The following is an 18,615-nucleotide window of genomic DNA, read 5'->3' as shown; positions in this document are numbered from 1 at the left end:
CCCGGGTGACGCGTGGGTGCGACCACCCACGCGTCACCCGGGTCGCGCGGCCCGTGCGGGCGCCGGGGCTCGCCGGGGGCGGAGGGCTCGATCGTCACTGTGCCGGCCTTTCGTTCACCGTCAGCCTGTCATACCACCGAGCCACCGGCCGGTGACCGGACCGCCGGTCGTCACGCGAGGACTCGCCAGAATGGACGCCATGGACTACGACCTCGACGACGACCCCGCCCACATCCAGCACGATGTCGTGTGGGCCTGGCTGTCGACGGAGGCCTACTGGGGACGCTGGCGCACGCGCGCCGACGTCGAGACCCAGCTCGGCAATGCCTGGCGCGTCGTCGGCGCGTATCGCAGCGATACCGGCGAGCAGGTCGGGTTCGCTCGCGCAGTGTCGGACGGAGTCGGCTTCGCCTACCTCGCCGACGTGTTCGTGCTCGACGCGCATCGCGGCCACGGGCTCGGCAAGCGGCTGCTGCAGCTCATGATCGACGACGGGCCCGGGCGCGACCTGCGGTGGACGCTCTTCACCGGCGACGCGCACGGCCTGTACCGGCAGTTCGGCTTCGCCGAGCCCGACGAGACCGCCATGGTGCGACCGGCATTCGCCCACCGCACCGGCGGGTGACGGATGCCGCGACCCGCGGCATCCGCCCTCCCCGCGGTTGCGGCGGCGGGCGTCAGCGCTGGCGGCGCTCGCGCACCCGCATGTTGATGACGATCGGGGTGCCCTCGAAGCCGTACAGCTCCCGGAGGCGGCGTTGGATGAACCGACGGTAGCCCGGGTCGAGGAAGCCCGTGGTGAACAGCACGAAGGTCGGCGGGCGCGTGGACGCCTGGGTGCCGAACAGGATGCGCGGCTGCTTGCCGCCCCGCAGCGGGTGCGGGTGCTCGGCGATGAGCTCCGACAGGAAGGCGTTGAACTTGCCGGTCGGGATGCGCTGGTCCCACGACTCGAGCGCGGTCTCGAGCGCCGGCACGAGCTTGTCGAGGTGGCGTCCGGTGCGCGCCGAGATGTTCACGCGGGGTGCCCAGGCGACGTGGGCGAGGTCCTGCTCGATCTCGCGCTCGAGGTAGCGGCGGCGGTCCTGCCCGTCCATGTCGTCGTCGTTCAGGCGGTCCCACTTGTTGAAGGCGAGCACGAGTGCGCGCCCGGACTCCAGCACCAGGTCGATGATGCGCACGTCCTGCTCGCTGAGCGGCTGCGTGACGTCGAGCACCACGACGGCGACCTCCGCCTTCTCCAGCGCGGCCGACGTGCGCAGCGACGCGTAGAAGTCCGCGCCCTGCTGCAGGTGCACGCGGCGACGGATGCCGGCGGTGTCGACGAAGCGCCACAGCTTGCCGCCGACCTCGACGATCTCATCGACGGGGTCGCGGGTGGTGCCCGCGAGCTCGTTGACGACGACGCGCTCCTCGCCCGCGGCCTTGTTGAGCAGGGACGACTTGCCGACGTTCGGGCGTCCGAGGATCGCGACGCGGCGCGGGCCGCCGATCTCGTGCTTGGCGACCGCCGACACGTCGGGCAGCACCTTGACGATCTCGTCGAGCAGGTCGGCGACGCCACGGCCGTGGATCGCCGAGACCGGGTACGGCTCACCGAGGCCGAGGTTCCACAGGGCCGCGGCCTCGGGCTCCTGACGGGCGTCATCGATCTTGTTGGCGACGAGGAAGACGGGCTTGCCGGCCTTGCGCAGCAGGCGCACGACGTGCTCGTCGGTGGAGGTGGCGCCCACCATGGCGTCGACGACGAACATCACGACGTCCGACAGGTCGATCGCGACCTCGGCCTGCAGCGCGACGGAGCGGTCGATGCCCTTGGCGTCGGGCTCCCACCCGCCGGTGTCGACGATCGTGAACCGGCGATCCATCCACTCCGCCTTGTACGTGACGCGGTCGCGCGTGACGCCGGGGGTGTCCTCCACGACGGCCTCGCGGCGGCCGAGGATGCGGTTCACCAGGGCGGACTTGCCGACGTTGGGCCGGCCGACGATGGCGACGACGGGCAGCGCGGGGAGGAACTCGATGCCGTCCTCGCCGCGCACCAGCCCAGCGAGCAGCTCGGCGTCCTCCGGGTCGAGGTCGTACTCCTCGAGGCCGGCGCGCAGGGCGGCGGCACGCTGTTCGGCGAGGTCGTCGTCCAGCGCGGCGAGGTTCTCCGCGAGGTGGTCGTCGGCGGTGTCTTCGAACTCGTCGAAGTCGGCGGGGTTGTCGGCGGCCATCTCAGGCTCCTGTCTGCAGTGGGTCGACCGCGGGGGCGCCCTGGATCATCGGGGCCGGCTCTGCGGCCCGGATCACGCCGAGCACGGCATCCACGGTCTGGTCGAAATCGAGGTGGGTCGAGTCGACGACGTCGACGCCGGGTGCGGCGGTGAGGAAGTCGACGACGGCCGAGTCGGAGGCGTCACGCCGGTGGAGTGCGGCGGCGACGGCCGCGGCATCCTGCGTCGTCACCTCGGCGCTCCGACGGGCCGCGCGCACCTCCGGTGCCGCAGTGAGGAGGATGCGCACGGGGGCGTCGGGCGCGACGACCGTCGTGATGTCGCGGCCTTCGACGACGACACCGGGACGCCCGGAGGCCGCGACCAGCGCGCGGAACATCCGGTTCACGGACTCGCGCACGGCGGGGACGCGGGCGACGCCGCTCACGGCATCCGACACGCGGGGCTCGCGGATCGCCTCGGTCACGTCGGCCGCGCCGACACGCACCCAGTACGCATCGGGGTCCAGCGAGATCGCGTAGTCGAAATCGCCGGTGACGTCGAGGATGGATGCCGCATCCGACGTGTCAACGCCGCGCTCCAGGGCGTGCCACGCCAGTGCGCGGTAGGCGGCGCCGGTGTCGAGGTACCCGTAGCCGAGACGGCGGGCGACCTGCTTCGAGACGCTCGACTTGCCGCTGCCGGCCGGCCCGTCGATGGCGACGACGACGACGCCGGCTGCGCCGGCGCTGCCATCCGTCGCGGCGGAGGTCGAGGAGTCAGTCATTGGTGGTGCTCGCAATCTTCCAGCCGCGCGACTCGAGGCCGTCGACGGCCCGGCGCACGGCGCTCGGGACGACGCTGATCTCGGCGAGGCCGAACTGGGCGCCCGGCGAGTGCTCGAGGCGCAGGTCTTCCACGTTCACGCCGAGCTCGCCGAGCTCGCCGAACAGGCGGCCGAGCTGGCCGGGGGTGTCGTCGACCATGACGACGACCTGCTCGAAGCGGCGGTTCTGGCCGTGCTTGCCGGGCAGGCGCTCGACGCCGTCGTTGCCGCGACGGATCGTGTCGGCGACGGCGCGGCGCGAGCCGGGGGCGTCGGGCGCGCGCAGCGCGTCGGCGACGGCGGTCAGGTCGGCCGCCAGCAGGTCGAGCACGTCCACGACGGGCGCCGCGTTGGCCCCGAGGATCTGCACCCACAGTTCGGGGGCGGATGCCGCGATGCGGGTCGTGTCGCGCACGCCCTGTCCCGCGAGGCGCAGCGACCCGTCGGGCGCGTCGACGAAGCGACCGGCCAGGAGGCTGGCGACCAACTGCGGCACGTGCGAGACGAGCGCGACCGCACGGTCGTGGTCTTCGGGACTCATCTCGAGCGGCGTCGCGCCGAGATCGAGCGCCAGACCCTCCACGAGGGCGAGGTCGGCCGACGGCGTCTCCTCGTCGCGGCACACCACCCACGGCCGCCCGACGAAGATGTCGGCGCGCGCCGAGATCGCTCCCCCGCGCTCGCGCCCGGCCAGCGGGTGAGAGCCGATGTAATGCGTGAGGTCGACGCCGCGCTCGCGGAGCGTGCGGAGAGGCTCGAGCTTGACGCTCGCGACATCCGTCACGACGGCGCCCGGGTAGCGGGCGAGCTCGCGCTGGATGACGTCGGCGGTGACGTCCGGCGGCACGGCGACGACGACGAGGGACGGCTGGTCGGTGTCGGCGGCATGCCGGCCCGCCCCGTAGTCGACGGCCAGGCGCAGCTGCGATGGCGAGGTGTCGTCGAGGGCGACGTCGACGCCCCGGGCGGTCAGCGCGTGGCCGATGCTGGCTCCGAGAAGGCCTGCGCCGACGATCCGCACCGTGCCCTGCACGCGCGGAGCGAGCGCGGACTCTCCGGCGCGCTCGCGCGCCGAGGTCGGCCTCGTGTCGGTCACTTGCGTCTCCTGTTCGCCCCGCAGGGAGGGATCTTCACTCCGCGGACTGATCGCCGTCGCGGGTATCGGGCGCGTCCTCCGCCGGCGTGGAAGAAGTCGCACTGCGCGCGAGAGTCAGCAGAGCGCCCCGCTCCACTTTAGTCAACTCGCGGGCGCGCCCGGCTGGCAGGGTTCCCAGGTGGAGCGGCCCGAACTGCCGCCGCACGAGCTCGACGACCGGATGCCCGACCGCCGCCATCATGCGGCGCACGATCCGGTTGCGCCCCGAATGAAGCGTGAGCTCCACGAGCGACCCGCCGCCTTCGGCCGACGACGACAGCAGCCGGGCCCTGTCGGCGGCGATCGGGCCGTCCTCGAGCTCGACGCCGCGGACGAGCCTCTGGATGGTCTGCGGCGTCACCCGTCCGTCCACCTTGGCGATGTACACCTTGGTGACGCCGAACGAGGGGTGGGCCAGCACGTGCGCCAGCTCGCCGTCGTTCGTGAGGACGAGCAGGCCGCTGGTCTCGGCATCCAATCGGCCCACGTTGTAGAGCCGCTCGTCCCAGTCCTTCGTGAATCGGCGCAGGTCCGGGCGACCACGGTCGTCCTTCATCGAGCTCACGACGCCGGTGGGCTTGTTGAGCATGACGTAGCGCTTGGACTGGTCGAGCTGCACGGCGGTGCCGTCGACGTCGACCAGGTCGTTCTCGGGGTCGATGCGCGAGCCGAGCTCGGTGACGACCTCGCCGTTGACGCGGACGCGGCCCGCGACGATGAGGTCCTCGGCGACCCGCCGCGATGCGACCCCGGCGTTCGCCAGCACCTTCTGCAGGCGCACGCCCTCGGTGGATTCCGCGCCCGGTCCCTGTGCTGCTCCGCCGGTCATCGACGTATCCCTTCGTCCAGGCTGTCGCCGACCTCGTCCGCGCCGTCCAGCAGCGGTGAGATGTGCGGCAGCTCGTCCAGTGAGTTGATGCCGAGATGCACGAGGAGCGCGTCGGTCGTGCCGTAGTTGATGGCGCCGGTCTCGGCATCCGCGAAGAGCTCGGTGATGAGCCCGCGCGCCAGCAGCGTCCGCACGACCGAGTCCACGTTCACCGCGCGGATCGACGCGACCTGGCTGCGGGTCACCGGCTGCTTGTAGGCGATCACGGCGAGCGTCTCGAGCGCCGCCTGCGACAGCCGCGACGGCGCCTGGCCGCCGACGAACTCGCTGACGAGCTCGTCGAGCTCCTCGCGGACGTACAGGCGCCAGCCGCCGCCGACCTCGCGCAGCTCGAAGCCGCGCACCGGCCCGCCGGACTTGCCGTCGTAGTCGTCGACGAGCGCCTCGATCGCCTGCCGCACCGCGGGCACGGGGGCGCCGACCGCGGCTGCGAGGCTCACCAGGCTCTGCGGCTCCTCGACGATCAGCAGGATCGCCTCGAGCCGCCGCGCGACGTCGGTCGTGATCAGGGAATTCGGCGCAGCGTCATCGGTCATAGTCGGCTCCCAGGGTGGCGAGGTTCTCGTCGCTCCAGCGCTGCGCGCTCCAGCGGAGGGTCAGCTCGCCGAGCGGCTCGAGCTGTTCGAAGGACAGGGCGGCGTGGCGGTACAGCTCCAGCACCGACAGGAATCGCGCCACGACGACACCCGGCTGGCCGACCCCCGCGATGAGCTCGCGGAACGTCAGGGATCCGGCATCCCGCAGCAGCGTCACCACGATCGCGGCCTGCTCACGGATGCTGACCAGCGGCGCATGCAGGTGGTCGAACCCGATGCGCGGGATCTCTTTCGGAGTCATCGCCAGCAGCGCGAGGGCCGCGAAATCGTCGGGGCTCAGCGACCAGACCAGCTCCGGCACCGCCTGCCGGTACTTCTCGTCGAGCCGCACCGACCGCGTGTGGCGTACGCCCTCGCGCCGGAGGCAGCGCTCGAACCACGCCGAGACCTCCTTGAACGCGCGGTACTGCAGGAGGCGCGCGAACAGCAGGTCGCGCGCCTCGAGCAGGGCGACGGACTCGGCGTCCACCAGCTCCCCCTGGGGCAGGAGCCCGGCAACCTTCATGTCGAGGAGCGTCGCGGCGACGACGAGGAACTCGGACGCCTCATCAAGGTCCTCATCTGGACCCAGATCTCGCAGGTAGGCGATGAAGTCGTTCGTCACGAGCGAGAGCGACACCTCGGTGATGTCGAGCTCGTGCTTCGAGATCAGCGTCAGCAGCAGGTCGAACGGTCCGTCGAAGTTCGCCAGCGCGACGCGGAACCCAGAGTCCTGATCAGGCGACAGCGCCACGGGCGACCAGCTCTCGCGCCAGCCGCAGGTAGGCCTGCGCGGCAGCGTGCTCCGGCGCGAATTCGGTGATCGGCATGCCTGACACCGAGGCATCCGGGAACTTGACGGTACGGCCGATGACCGTCTCGAGGACGTCGTCGCCGAACGCGTCGACCACGCGCTCGAGCACCTCGCGCGAGTGCAGCGTGCGCGAGTCGTACATCGTCGCGAGCACGCCGTCGAGGGCGATCGTCGGGTTGAGGCGGTCCCGAACCTTGTCGATCGTCTCGATCAGCATCGCGACGCCGCGCAGGGCGAAGAACTCGCACTCGAGCGGGATCACCACGCCGTGGCTGGCGGTCAGCGCGTTGACGGTCAGCAGGCCCAGCGACGGCTGGCAGTCGATGAGCACGACGTCGTAGTCGGCGGACACCTTGCGCAGCGCGCGCGACAGCGTCTGCTCGCGCGCGACCTCGTTGACGAGGTGGACCTCGGCGGCCGACAGGTCGATGTTGGCCGGGATGACGTCGAGGTTCTCGACGCGCGAGTGGACGACGACGTCGTACGGGTCGCGCTTGCCGTCGAGAAGCAGGTCGTAGATCGTCGGGATCTCGTGCGTCTGGATGCCGAGACCGGCCGACAGTGCACCCTGCGGGTCGAAGTCGACCGCGAGCACCTTGCGACCGTAGCCGGCGAGCGCGGCGGCGAGGTTGATGGTGGTCGTCGTCTTGCCGACGCCGCCCTTCTGGTTGCAGAGGGCGATGATGCGAGCAGGACCGTGGCCGTCGAGCTTCGGCGGAGTGGGGAAGCCCTGGTAGGGACGCCCGGTAGGCCCGATGGGAACCTCGGACTCCGAGGCCTTCCCCGATCTGGTCTTCGCCGTGCTGTCAGCCACCGTGCTCCCGCTTCCTCGTGCTCGCTCGATCCTAGTGGCCCCTCGCCGAATCCTTCAGCAAAGCGCCGCGGCAGCGGGAGATGCGTGCGTCGCGGCGCCCGCGCAGAGCGCGAGCGCCGTGACGTCGATCAGCGCGCGGCGCCGGCGAGGGTGCCGGTCAGCTGGGCGCCGGCCGGATCCCACGCGATGCACAGCACCTCGCGGTCGCCGCTCTCCCACGACCCTGTGGTCGGGTACATCGGCCAGTAGTCGAGCGTGGACGACTCGTACGCCAGGCCGATGAACGTCGCGAACTCCGCGATGCAGGTGGTGTCGGCATCCGCGATGATCGCGTCCTCGCCCGGGTAGTCGCCGTCGGCCAGCGAGTACGAGTAGTACACCTCGTCGTCGTGCGGCTCGTCGCACGGAACGACGGGCACGTCGCTCACCTCTTCGGTCGTGTCCATGTTCGCGGTGTTGAGGCAGTCGCCGACGCGGATGGCGAACACGTCCGCATTGTCGACCGCCTCGCTCACCTCGCCGGTCTCGGCGTCGCGGACCGGCTGCGACGACGGCAGGAGCTGGTCGACGATCGAGCAGCCGCTGAGCGAGACCGCCGCCGCCACGACGACGGCAGCCAGCGAGATGCGAGCACGTGTGTTGTTCATTCGATTCCCCGGAGATCGGTGGTCCGCCCGGGTGGCGGATCCCCGATCGCACAGTCTGGCGGAGTTTCGAACTCCATGAGAAATCGTTAACGTGCCCGCGGATGCGACGTGGCGTAGACGTCGCGCAGCGCGTCGACCGACACGTAGGTGTAGATCTGCGTCGTCGCCACGGAGGCATGACCGAGGAGCTCCTGCACGACGCGGACGTCGGCACCGCCCTGCAGCAGGTGGGTGGCGAACGAATGCCGCAGGGTGTGCGGCGAGACGTGCGCGGTGAGGTGCGCGCGCTCGGCAGCGGACTGGATGATCAGCCACGCGCTCTGGCGCGACAGCGGAGCTCCCCGCGCTCCGAGGAACAGCTTCGGCGTCGCGCGTCCGCGCAGCGACAGCTCGGGGCGGGCGCGTGTGAGATAGGCATCGACGGCCGCGCGCGCGTACGAGCCGACCGGGACGATCCGCTCCTTCGAGCCCTTGCCGCGCACGCGCAGCACGTCTCCGTGCGCGACGTCGTCGACGTCGAGCTGCACGATCTCCGACACCCGCGCCCCCGTCGCGTACAGCAGCTCCAGGAGGGCGCGATCCCGCGTCGCGAGCAGATCCCCCGGCGCCCCGCCCGCGGCGCCCGCCACGTCGGCCTCGGTCGACGGCGCCGGGCCCGAGGCATCCAGCAGCGACTCGACCTGCTCGATGGTGAGCGCCTTCGGAAGCCGTCGCGCCTGCTTCGGCGGACGCAGGTTCATCGACGGATCGGCCGGCTCGATGCCCTCCCGCGCGAGGAAGCGGTGCAGCCCCCGCACCGACGACTGCAGGCGCGCCAGCGACGATGCCGCGATCGGCGGCTGCCCGGCCGCTCTGTCGGCGACGAAGCTGGCGAGCGTCACCGAGGTGACCGCGGCCGTGTCGTCGATGCCCTGCTCGCGCAGCCATTGCGCATAGCCCGAGAGATCGCGCCGGTATGCCGCGACGGTGTTCTCCGACAGGCCGCGCTCGATGGCGACATGGCGCAGGTAGGCGTCGACCGCGCGATCGATCCTCATGTCAGGCCGTCTTCACTTCACGCGCCCGGGTCCTCCTTCGCGCCGCGAAGCCGCTCCGCGGCGGCCAGGACGCCGACGGCGAGGATGCCGTTGCGCAGCCGTCCGGCGAAGATGCCGGCCACGGCGTCGGCGAGCGGCACCCACTCGAGGCGGATGTCGGCCTCCTCGTCCTCGCGGGCGTGCACGTCGTCGGCGGGCGCCAGGTCGCGGGCGAGGAACAGGTGGACGATCTCGTCGTTCCCGCCGGGGGTCGTGAAGATGCTCACCAGCGGCTCCCACGACGAGGCGACCAGGTCTGCCTCCTCCGCGAGCTCGCGACGTGCGGTCTCGAGGGGCGACTCCCCCGCGATGTCGAGCAGCCCCGCCGGGATCTCCCAATCGCGCAGGCGGATCGGATGCCGGTACTGCTGGATCAGCAGCACCCGGCCGTCCTCGTCGACGGCGACGACGGCGGCCGCCCCCGGATGGTCGACGTACTGGCGCACGATCTGCCCGTCGCCGTACGCGACGGTGTCGCTGCGCACGTCCCACACGCGGCCCTCGTAGACCAGCTCGCTCTCGAGGACCGCGGCGTCGACGGGCTCGTCCGCGAGAAGCGCCGCCGTGGGCGTCGCGGGAGCGCCGGGTTGCGGCATCCGCTCGTCCGTCACGTCACCGCCCCGCGAGCTCATCGAACGGCTCCACCTCGAACAGCTCGCTCGCGCGGTGACGCTCGAGCGCCGCGCCCACCAGTCCGCGGAACAGCGGGTTGGCGTCGGTGGGACGCGAGCGCAGCTCGGGGTGCGCCTGCGTCGCGATGTAGTACGGGTGGACGTCGCGCGGCAGCTCGACGTACTCGACGAGATCGAGGTCGGGGTTGATGCCCGAGAACACCAACCCGGCCTCGGCGATGCGGTCGCGGTAGCGGTTGTTGACCTCGTAGCGGTGGCGGTGGCGCTCGGAGGCGCGGGTCGTGCCGTACACCTCGGCCGCGATGGAGCCCTCGGTGAGGTCGGCCGGGTAGAGGCCGAGGCGCATCGTGCCGCCGAGGTCGCCGTGGTCGAGGATGTCGACCTGCTCCTCCATCGTCGCGATCACCGGGTGCTCGGTGTCGGGGTCGAACTCGCTCGACGACGCGTCGGCGATGCCGGCGACGTGACGCGCGTACTCGATGACGATGCACTGCAGGCCGAGGCAGATGCCGAGCGTCGGGATGCCCTGCTCGCGCGCGAACTTGAGTGCGCCGATCTTGCCCTCGATGCCGCGGATGCCGAACCCGCCCGGGATCACGATGCCGTCGAGCGGCGCGAGCGCCTTGGCCGCCCCCTCCGGCGACTCGCACTCGTCGGACGGGATCCAGCGGATGTTGACGTGCGTCTCCTGCGCGAACCCGCCCGCCTTGAGCGCCTCGGTCACCGAGAGGTAGGCGTCCGGCAGGTCGATGTACTTGCCGACCAGGCCGATCGTGACCTCGTGCTTCGGGTTGTGCACGGCGCTCAGCACACGCTGCCACCGCGACCAGTCCACGTCGGCGGCCTTCGAGAGGCCGAGCGTGCGGACGATGTACTCGTCGAGGCCCTGCTCGTTCAGCATCGACGGGATGTCGTAGATGCTCGGCACGTCGACCGCGTTCACGACGGCGCCCTCGTCGACGTCGCACATCAGCGCGATCTTGCGCTTGTTGGACTCCGTGACCGGGCGGTCACTGCGCAGCACGAGCGCGTCGGGCTGGATGCCGATCGAGCGCAGCGCCGCGACCGAGTGCTGGGTGGGCTTGGTCTTCTGCTCACCGGACGCGCCCATGAACGGCACGAGCGACACGTGCACGAAGAAGACGTTGCTGCGGCCGAGCTCATGACGGATCTGGCGAGCCGACTCGATGAACGGCTGCGACTCGATGTCGCCGACGGTGCCGCCGATCTCGGTGATGATGACGTCGGGCTTGGGCGTCGCGTCCGCCTGCAGCCGCATGCGGCGCTTGATCTCGTCGGTGATGTGCGGGATCACCTGCACGGTGTCGCCGAGGTACTCGCCGCGCCGCTCCTTCGCGATCACCTGCGAGTAGATCTGGCCCGTCGTGACGTTCGCCGCCTGGCTCAGCTCGATGTCGAGGAAGCGCTCGTAGTGGCCGATGTCGAGATCGGTCTCGGCGCCGTCGTCGGTCACGAAGACCTCGCCGTGCTGGAACGGGTTCATCGTGCCCGGATCCACGTTCAGGTACGGGTCGAGCTTCTGCATCACGACGTGCAGGCCGCGCGCCGTGAGGAGGTTCCCGAGGCTCGCGGCGGTGAGGCCCTTGCCCAAAGAGGAAACGACACCACCCGTCACGAAGATGTGCTTGGTGGTGTCGTTCGAACTGTCGCCGCGGGAAGAACCAGAAGTCTGCATCACGGGCTTTTATCCTATCAGGCTGTATTTCGATGAGCTTCGCAGAAGCTGGGGACACGCGGAGCAGGCGCCGGATCTCAGTCGACTTCGGTGCGCAAGCTCAGCAACTCGCGCGCATGGGTCAGGGCGGCATCCGAGTCGGGCATGCCCGACAGCAGGCGGGCCATCTCGGCCTCGCGGTCGGCTCCTTCCAGGCGACGGACATCGGATGCCGTCACCGAGCCGTCGTTCGCCTTCACGACGGTCAGATGGTTGGCGGCGAACGCCGCGACCTGTGCGAGATGGGTGACCGCGATCACCTGCGAGGACTCCGACAGGCGGGCCAGACGCCGGCCCACCTCGATCGCCGCGGCGCCGCCGATGCCGGCATCCACCTCGTCGAAGACGAACGTCGGCACCGGGTCGACAGCGGCGATCACGACCTCGATGGCGAGCATGACGCGGCTCAGCTCTCCGCCGCTCGCACCGCGCGAGACCGCGCGCGGCTCGGCACCCGGGTGCGGGGCCAGCAGGATCGAGACATCGTCGCGCCCCGACGCCGTCTCGGCGCCAGCGGTGACCGAGACCTCGAGTCGGGCATCGGGCATCGCGAGGGCACGCAGCTCGGCCGTGACGGCGGAACCCAGACGCGTCGCCGCCTCGGTCCTCGCGGCGGTGAGCACGGCGGCGGTCTCGTCGAGAGCGGCGGCCGCGGCATCCCGCTCCTCGGTCAGCCGTTCGATCCGATCGGAGTCGTCGTCCAGCTCCGCCAGGCGCGAGGAGCCGGTGTCGAGCAGCTCGATTGCGGCGTCGAGCGTGCCGTGCGCGCGGACCAGCCCCGCCAGCACCGCGCGACGCTCCTCGACGGCGGCGAGCTCGTGCGGGCCGGACTCGTCGAGGTCGGCGAGATAGCCGGCGAGTGCGGCGGCGACGTCGGCGACGCGATAGCCGAGGTCGGCCAGCTGACCCGCGAGCTCTTCGAGCACCGGATCGTGCACGCGCTCGAGAACGCGGCGGGACTCGGCCAGCAGCGTGGCGGCGTCGGGCTCGTCGCCCTCGCCCGAGAGGCCGTCGTGCGCGGTCGCGGCGGCGACCCGCAGCTCTTCGGCGTTCGCCAGCCGCTCGGCGCGCGCGGCGAGCTCGGTGTCCTCACCCGGCTGCGGGGCCGCCTGCTCGATCTCGGCCAGCTGCGCCCGCAGGTCCTGGGCCTCACGGGCACGCGCATCGCGATCGTCGGTGAGCTGCGACAGCTCGCGATCGATCGCGCGCCAGTGCTCGAACGCCCGCCGGTACCTGTCTCGCGCGGTGTGGACCGCCTCGCCGCCGAACCTGTCGAGCGCGTCGCGCTGCGCCGACGCCGAACGCAGGCGCAGCTGGTCGGACTGCCCATGCACCACCACGAGCTCGTCGGCGAGGTCGGCGAGCACCCCGGCCGGCGCCGCGCGTCCGCCGACGGAGGCCCGGCCGCGCCCCTCGCTCGAGATCGCGCGGCCGATGTAGAGCTCGGCGCGGCCGCCCCCGATGGGCTCGACGTCGCCGCCCGCCTCGCGCACGCGTGCGGCGACCGGTCCGTCCTCGGGCACGATCCACACGCCGTCGACCGTGGCCTGCGAGGCACCCGCGCGAACGGCGCCGGAGTCGGCCCGCTGGCCGAGCAGCAGACCCAGGCCGGTGACGACCATCGTCTTGCCCGCGCCGGTCTCCCCCGTGATCGCGGTGAAGCCGGCGCCGATGGGCAGCGTCGCCTCGGCGATCACGCCGAGGTCGCGCAGGCGCATCTCCTCGATCACGGTGCGACCTCGGATGAGACGGGCAGGACGCCGGTGATCGCGGCCGGGCCGCGCCAGCCCTCGACCGGAAGGCGGAACTTGCGTACGAGGCGATCCGTGAACTGCGCGGGATGCAGGCGCGCCAGGCGCACCGGACGCTCCGAGCGACGCACGACGACGCGGGCGCCGGGCGGCAGGTCGTGCGACCGCCGGCCGTCGCACCACAGGATGCCCGTGCCGTTCGTGCGCTCGAGCACCTCGATCGCCACCGAATGCTCCGGTCCCACCACGAGCGGCTTGGCGAAGAGCGCATGCGCCGACAGCGGCACCACGGCGATCGCCTCGACGGTCGGCCAGATGACCGGACCGCCCGCGGAGAAGTTGTAGGCGGTCGACCCGGTGGGCGTCGACACGACCATCCCGTCGCAGCCGAACGTCGACAGCGGACGCCCGTCGATCTCGACCACCACCTCGAGCATGCGCTCGCGGCTGGCCTTCTCGACCGTCGCCTCGTTGAGCGCCCACGTCTCGTAGATCACGGAGTCGACGGTGTCCTTCACCCGCACCTGCAGCGCCATGCGCTCCTCGACCTCGTACTCGCGGGCGATGACGCGGCGGACGGCCTCGTCCATGTCGTCGCGCTCGGTCTCGGCGAGGAAGCCGACGTGGCCCATGTTGATGCCCAGCACGGGCGCGCGTCCGTCTCGCACCAGCTCCGCGGCGCGCAGGATGGTGCCGTCACCACCCAGCACGATCGCGAGTTCCACCTCACCGACCGGCACGTCGCGTCCGAGCAGCGCCACATCGCCGAGCGTGGAACCGGCAGCCAGCAGCTCCTCCGCGTCGTCGGGAGCGAACACCGGCCGCGCGCCCGCCGCGCGCAGTGCGTCGACGACCCGCTCGGCGGCGGTGACCGTCTCGGCACGATGCGCGTGCGCCACCACCAGGATGCTGCGCTCGGTCTGCGTGTGAGCCTGCGTGTCGTGCGGTGCGTCGGCGTTGTTCATCGGCTCCCCGCCAGTCGGTTCACGGTGCTCAACCATTCTGTCGGATTGCTCCCCCGGCCCGGCGCGAGGTGGACGATGAACTCGGAATTGCCGTGCGTGCCCGCGATCGGGGAGGAGACGATGCCGCACGTGCCGAGTCCCGTGTCCCACGCCGACCAGAGCACGCGCGCGACGGCGTCGGCGCGCAGCACCGGGTTGGTGACGAGGCCGCCCTTCACCGCGGTGCGCCCCACCTCGAACTGAGGTTTCACGAGGAGTACCAGATCGGCACCGGATGCCGCCACAGCCGTCGCCGCCGGCAGCACGTGGGACAGCGAGATGAACGACAGGTCGCCGGTGATGACCGACGGTGCCGCCGCCACGCCGCTCGCCTCGGCGAGCGAGTCCGGAGTCATGTAGCGGACGTTGAATCCTTCGATCGAGACGACGCCGGGGTCGCCGGCGACGGACGCGGCGAGCTGCCCGTGTCCGACATCCACCGCGATCACGGGCTCGGCGCCGCGTTCGCGGAGCACCTGGGTGACCCCGCCGGTGGAAGCGCCCATGTCCAGCGCCACACGGCCGCGGACGTCGACGTCGAACGCGTCGAGTCCGGCGATCAGCTTGTGCGCCGCGCGGCTGACGTAGTGATCGGCGCCGGCGACCTCGATCCGGCTGTCGTCGCCCACCGGCGTCGAGGGCTTCACCACGGCGCGGCCGTCGACGGTGACGAGGCCTTCCGAGATGAGCGTCGCGGCGTGGGTGCGCGAGCGCGCAAGACCGCGGGCGGCGAGGGCGGCGTCGAGCCGGCCCGTCATGACGGGGAGCCGGGCGTCGCCTCGAGGCGACGGGCGAGCGTGTCGTGCAGCGTGTCGTACGCGTCGGCACGCGTGGCCAGGGGCTGCGCCTCGATCACCTCGAGGGTCGACAGGAGGTCGCCGGTCTCGTCGTCATGCTGGCTGGCCTGATCCATGCCCCCAGACTACGGGGGCGCCGCGACAGTCGACCGGATTCGACGCGGCCGTGACCGGTGGTCAGGGCCGGTGGAACGGGTCGGCGTACAGCCGCTCGGGCACGCGGAAGCCGAAGATCGCACGACCGGTCGACCAGATGGCAGCGGCGCCCGCTCGCACCAGGTCGATCGCGCGGTCCCCCTCGCTCAGGATGCGGATGTCGGCACCGTCGATCGCGACGCGCGCGTCGCGCACGGTGGCGACGCCGTCTTTCACCTGCACCTCGGGGTACGGCTCATGAAGTTCGCGAAGATCGCCGAGGATGTAGGTCGGCCGCGAACTCTCCGGCGCCGCCAGCACGTGCTTGGGCCTGTCCACACCCGTCAGCACGAGCGCCGACGCGATGCCCGCACGATTCGCGCCGAGGATGTCGGTGTCCAGGCGGTCGCCCAGGAACAGCGGATGCCGCGCCTCGAACCGCGCCACAGCCTCCTGGAAGATGGGCGTCTCGGGCTTGCCGGCCACGGTGGCGAGCCGGCCCACCGCCGTGTGCACCGCGGACACGAGCGTGCCGTTGCCGGGAGCGATGCCGCGTGACTGCGGGATCGTCCAGTCGGTGTTGGTGGCGACCCAGGGGATCCCGCCCTCCTCCTCGGGAGTCTTCAGGGCGAACGCCGCTTCGGCGAGCTGTGTCCACCCGACCTCGGGGGCGAACCCCTGCACGACGGCCGCCGGGGCGTCGTCGGCGCTCCGTGTCACGACGAAGCCGGCCTTCTCGACCTCGACCACGAGACCATCTCCGCCCACGACGAGCACGGTCGATCCGGGCGCGATCCTCTCTGCGAGCAATCGCATCGCGGCCTGCGGGCTGGTGACGACATCCCGCGGGGCGGTCTGCAGACCGAGCTCGCTCAGGTGCGCCGCCACCGACGCGTCGGTGCGCGCCGCGTTGTTCGTGATGTAGGCCAGGGACCGGCCGTCCCGGGCGCGATTCAGACTCTCGACCGCGTACGGCAGCGCTCCCGCGCCGGCGTACACGACTCCGTCGAGATCGGCGAGCACGACGTCGACACCGTCGAGCGGGGCGGGCATCGCCGCCCGCCTCCCGAAGAGCGCCATCAGCGCTCGGCCTCGTCGGTGTCTGCGTCCGCCTCCGCATCCGTGCTTGCGTCGGCTTCGTGCCGCGGCTCGTCGACGCCGGCCTCCTCGAGGATCTCGGCGACCTCGTCGGCGACCGAGAGCTCCTCCGCAGGGCTCAGCTCGGGCTCGGACTCAGACACGGGTTCGGCAGGGACCTCTGACTCGAGTTCGTCTTCGGCCTCGGGTTCGCGCTCGTCGTCGGATTCGTCGAGAGCGTCGACCTCGTCGGACGTCTCATCGTCGGCCTCGTCTTCGGCGTCATCGAGATCCTCGTCCTCGTCGAACGACTCGTCCTCGGCCCCGTCTTCCGCGTCATCGAGATCCTCGTCCTCGTCGAACGACTCGTCCTCGGCCCCGTCTTCCGCGTCATCGAGATCCTCGTCCTCGTCGAACGACTCGTCCTCGTCGTCCTCCTCGAGGACTTCCTCGACGAGCACCGTCTCGAGATCGCCGAGACCGGTCGCCGCATCGATCGCCTCTCCGGCGACGACGGCACGACGGTGCCACTGCGCGGCCTCGTCAGCGCGACCGAGCTCTTCGAGCACCGCGGCTCGCGCGGCGAACAGGCCCGGGCTCCATTCGAAGGCGCGATCGGGGTCGAGTTCGGGGATGTCGAGCTCCTGGAGAGCGCGCTCGGGCTCGCCGAGATCGAGACGAGCGCCTGACATCGCGATAGCCAGCTCCACGCGGACGGGAGTGTCCAGCGTGGCGCGGTCGACGGAGCGGCCCACCTCGAGGGCACGATCGGCGCGCCCGACGCCGCGCTCGCTGTCGACCATGAGTGCGATCTGGTCGTCGCGGCCGGAGATGCGCCGGTAGGTGCGCAGCTCGCGCAGAGCGAGGGCGAAGTCGCCGGTCGCGTAGGCGGTGATCGCGAGGGTCTCGCGGACGACCGCGATGCGCCCGGCCCGGCGGGATGCCGACAGCGCATGCTGGTGCGCCAGCGCGGGATCCTCGTCGATGAGCTCCGATGCCATCGCAAGGTGGCGCGCGACTTCGTCGGCGTTCTCCTTGCTCAGCGTCTTCAGCTCGTTGCGCGCCGCCGGCGGCAGGTCGCGCGCGGTGACGTCATCGGGGATGAACGGGTCGTCGTGCCGCGGACGGACCGGTCGGATCTCACCCTCGCGGACCTCGCGATCGGGGCGGTTCGCCCCGCCGCGGGTCGGGCGCGCGCTCCGCTCGTACGGCTTGCGGTCCCCGCCATCGCGGGGCGTGTAGGAACGCTCACCGTCACGGGGAGCGTAGGGGCGGTCACCGTCGCGCTTCTGGTACGGCTTACGGTCTCCCCCGTCGCGGGGCGTGTAGGGGCGGTCGCCGTCGCGCTTCTGGTAGGGCTTGCGGTCGCCGCCATCGCGCGGGGTGTAGGAACGCTCACCGTCACGGGGGGCATAGGGGCGGTCACCGTCGCGCTTCTGGTACGGCTTACGGTCTCCCCCGTCGCGGGGTGTGTAGGGGCGGTCACCGTCGCGCTTCTGGTAGGGCTTACGGTCGCCATCTCGAGGCGCGTACGGACGGTCGCCATCACGCTTCTGATAAGGCTTGCGGTCACCACCATCACGCGGGGTGTAAGAACGCTCACCGTCACGAGGTGCATAGGGGCGGTCGCCGTCGCGCTTCTGATAAGGCTTGCGGTCACCACCATCACGCGGGGTGTAAGAACGCTCGCCATCCCGAGGTGCATAGGGACGGTCACCGTCGCGCCTCTGATACGGCTTACGGTCGCCATCGCGGGGAGCGTAGGGGCGGTCCCCCTCGCGCTTCTGGTAGGGCTTGCGGTCCCCGGCATCACGCGGCGCGTACGAACGCGCGCCGTCACGGGGAGCGTACGGGCGGTCGCCGTCACGCTTCTGGTACGGCTTACGGTCGCCATCGCGAGTTGCGTAGGGACGGTCGCCGTCACGCTTCTGGTAGGGCTTCCGGTCCCCATCGCGAGCTGCGTAGGGACGGTCGCCGTCACGCTTCTGATACGGCTTCCGGTCCCCATCACGACCTGCGTAGGGACGGTCGCCGTCACGCTTCTGATACGGCTTCCGGTCCCCATCACGACCTGCGTAGGGACGGTCGCCGTCACGCTTCTGATACGGCTTCCGGTCCCCATCGCGAGCTGCGGACGGGCGATCACCCTCGCGCTTCTGATACGGCTTACGGTCCCCATCGCGAGCTGCGGACGGGCGATCACCCTCGCGCTTCTGGTACGGCTTACGGTCGCCGTCTCGTTTCTGGTACGGCTTGCGGTCGGCTCGTGCCGGCGACTGCTTCCCGTCGGATCGTTCGCTCGGCGCGCGTCTGTCGTCGCGCGGCTCCTGCTCTGCCATTCTTCGATCCTCCTGGATGCGGTCTGCGTCGGCAATCCACCCTGTTAACGCGCAATGGCCACCCCATCAGGGGTGGCCATTGCGTGAATGGGTGTCCGGCGGTGTCCTACTCTCCCACAGGGTCCCCCCTGCAGTACCATCGGCGCTGAGAGGCTTAGCTTCCGGGTTCGG

19 protein-coding genes and 1 rRNA gene are annotated in these 18,615 nt (G+C 71.2%); 2 read left to right on the top strand and 18 right to left on the bottom strand.

Annotated elements, in window-relative coordinates; genetic code table 11:
• Nucleotides 1–199 precede the first annotated feature (199 nt).
• Entirely contained in the window at nucleotides 200–625 is a 426-nt protein-coding gene (locus ACI3KX_RS19755; protein ID WP_404910797.1) for a GNAT family N-acetyltransferase, read from the top strand.
• Between the two features lie 52 nt (nucleotides 626–677).
• Here the strand turns inward: ACI3KX_RS19755 and der are convergent, their stop codons facing one another.
• The 17 genes from der to ACI3KX_RS19670 all read right to left on the bottom strand — a co-directional run bounded on the left by der (nucleotide 678) and on the right by ACI3KX_RS19670 (nucleotide 17,106).
• Entirely contained in the window at nucleotides 678–2,219 is a 1,542-nt protein-coding gene (gene der, locus ACI3KX_RS19750) for a ribosome biogenesis GTPase Der (protein WP_349427853.1), read from the bottom strand.
• A gap of 1 nt (nucleotide 2,220) precedes the next feature.
• The gene (cmk, locus tag ACI3KX_RS19745; protein WP_404910796.1) at nucleotides 2,221–2,985 is read right to left on the bottom strand and encodes a (d)CMP kinase; all 765 of its coding nucleotides are present in this window, start codon (nucleotides 2,983–2,985) and stop codon (nucleotides 2,221–2,223) included.
• Nucleotides 2,978–4,120 carry a prephenate dehydrogenase gene (locus tag ACI3KX_RS19740; RefSeq protein WP_404910795.1) on the bottom strand — a complete coding sequence of 381 codons (1,143 nt, stop codon included), beginning with the start codon at nucleotides 4,118–4,120 and terminating at the stop codon, nucleotides 2,978–2,980. Before ACI3KX_RS19740 ends, cmk begins: the two co-directional genes overlap by 8 nt.
• 34 nt (nucleotides 4,121–4,154) lie before the next feature.
• On the bottom strand, nucleotides 4,155–4,988 hold the full coding sequence (locus ACI3KX_RS19735) for a pseudouridine synthase (RefSeq protein WP_404910794.1): 834 nt from the start codon (nucleotides 4,986–4,988) through the stop codon (nucleotides 4,155–4,157).
• The gene (gene scpB / locus ACI3KX_RS19730; RefSeq protein WP_404910793.1) at nucleotides 4,985–5,584 is read right to left on the bottom strand and encodes an SMC-Scp complex subunit ScpB; all 600 of its coding nucleotides are present in this window, start codon (nucleotides 5,582–5,584) and stop codon (nucleotides 4,985–4,987) included. The genes ACI3KX_RS19735 and scpB overlap by 4 nt, the downstream gene beginning before the upstream one ends.
• Nucleotides 5,574–6,377 carry a ScpA family protein gene (locus tag ACI3KX_RS19725; RefSeq protein ID WP_349427857.1) on the bottom strand — a complete coding sequence of 268 codons (804 nt, stop codon included), beginning with the start codon at nucleotides 6,375–6,377 and terminating at the stop codon, nucleotides 5,574–5,576. The genes scpB and ACI3KX_RS19725 overlap by 11 nt, the downstream gene beginning before the upstream one ends.
• Nucleotides 6,361–7,251, bottom strand: coding sequence for a ParA family protein (locus ACI3KX_RS19720; RefSeq protein WP_349427858.1), 891 nt, complete (start codon nucleotides 7,249–7,251; stop codon nucleotides 6,361–6,363). Before ACI3KX_RS19720 ends, ACI3KX_RS19725 begins: the two co-directional genes overlap by 17 nt.
• 128 nt (nucleotides 7,252–7,379) lie before the next feature.
• Entirely contained in the window at nucleotides 7,380–7,898 is a 519-nt protein-coding gene (locus ACI3KX_RS19715; protein ID WP_404910792.1) for a septum formation family protein, read from the bottom strand.
• An 86-nt stretch (nucleotides 7,899–7,984) separates the two neighbouring features.
• The gene (xerD, locus tag ACI3KX_RS19710) at nucleotides 7,985–8,935 is read right to left on the bottom strand and encodes a site-specific tyrosine recombinase XerD (protein WP_363357615.1); all 951 of its coding nucleotides are present in this window, start codon (nucleotides 8,933–8,935) and stop codon (nucleotides 7,985–7,987) included.
• Nucleotides 8,936–8,952: 17 nt separating this feature from the next.
• Complete coding sequence (locus tag ACI3KX_RS19705) at nucleotides 8,953–9,570, bottom strand: NUDIX hydrolase (RefSeq protein ID WP_363357653.1); 618 nt, start codon at nucleotides 9,568–9,570, stop codon at nucleotides 8,953–8,955.
• Between the two features lie 16 nt (nucleotides 9,571–9,586).
• Nucleotides 9,587–11,302, bottom strand: coding sequence for a CTP synthase (locus ACI3KX_RS19700; protein ID WP_363357654.1), 1,716 nt, complete (start codon nucleotides 11,300–11,302; stop codon nucleotides 9,587–9,589).
• Between the two features lie 77 nt (nucleotides 11,303–11,379).
• Nucleotides 11,380–13,071 carry a DNA repair protein RecN gene (gene recN, locus ACI3KX_RS19695; protein WP_404910791.1) on the bottom strand — a complete coding sequence of 564 codons (1,692 nt, stop codon included), beginning with the start codon at nucleotides 13,069–13,071 and terminating at the stop codon, nucleotides 11,380–11,382.
• Complete coding sequence (locus tag ACI3KX_RS19690) at nucleotides 13,068–14,057, bottom strand: NAD kinase (RefSeq protein ID WP_363357617.1); 990 nt, start codon at nucleotides 14,055–14,057, stop codon at nucleotides 13,068–13,070. Before ACI3KX_RS19690 ends, recN begins: the two co-directional genes overlap by 4 nt.
• A complete protein-coding gene (locus ACI3KX_RS19685; RefSeq protein ID WP_404910790.1) occupies nucleotides 14,054–14,854 on the bottom strand; it encodes a TlyA family RNA methyltransferase in 801 nt (266 codons plus the stop codon). Before ACI3KX_RS19685 ends, ACI3KX_RS19690 begins: the two co-directional genes overlap by 4 nt.
• Nucleotides 14,851–15,009, bottom strand: a complete 159-nt coding sequence (locus tag ACI3KX_RS19680) for a hypothetical protein (protein ID WP_349427864.1) — start codon at nucleotides 15,007–15,009, stop codon at nucleotides 14,851–14,853. Before ACI3KX_RS19680 ends, ACI3KX_RS19685 begins: the two co-directional genes overlap by 4 nt.
• 61 nt (nucleotides 15,010–15,070) lie before the next feature.
• On the bottom strand, nucleotides 15,071–16,108 hold the full coding sequence (locus ACI3KX_RS19675; protein WP_363357620.1) for an HAD-IIA family hydrolase: 1,038 nt from the start codon (nucleotides 16,106–16,108) through the stop codon (nucleotides 15,071–15,073).
• Nucleotides 16,108–17,106 carry a hypothetical protein gene (locus tag ACI3KX_RS19670; RefSeq protein WP_363357621.1) on the bottom strand — a complete coding sequence of 333 codons (999 nt, stop codon included), beginning with the start codon at nucleotides 17,104–17,106 and terminating at the stop codon, nucleotides 16,108–16,110. The genes ACI3KX_RS19675 and ACI3KX_RS19670 overlap by 1 nt, the downstream gene beginning before the upstream one ends.
• Before the next feature lie 6 nt (nucleotides 17,107–17,112).
• Between ACI3KX_RS19670 and ACI3KX_RS19665 the strand changes: the two genes are divergently transcribed.
• The gene (locus ACI3KX_RS19665) at nucleotides 17,113–18,492 is read left to right on the top strand and encodes a hypothetical protein (protein WP_363357622.1); all 1,380 of its coding nucleotides are present in this window, start codon (nucleotides 17,113–17,115) and stop codon (nucleotides 18,490–18,492) included.
• 45 nt (nucleotides 18,493–18,537) lie between these two features.
• On the opposite strand, the gene rrf is transcribed toward ACI3KX_RS19665, so the two are convergent.
• Nucleotides 18,538–18,615, bottom strand: a 5S ribosomal RNA gene (gene rrf / locus ACI3KX_RS19660); the annotation flags it as partial.

It is taken from the genome of Microbacterium sp. ZW CA_36, from assembly GCF_044987475.1.
Classification (GTDB): domain Bacteria; phylum Actinomycetota; class Actinomycetes; order Actinomycetales; family Microbacteriaceae; genus Microbacterium.
Note: the sequence above shows the minus strand (reverse complement) of the source record. Positions and strands in the feature narration are given on the sequence as shown.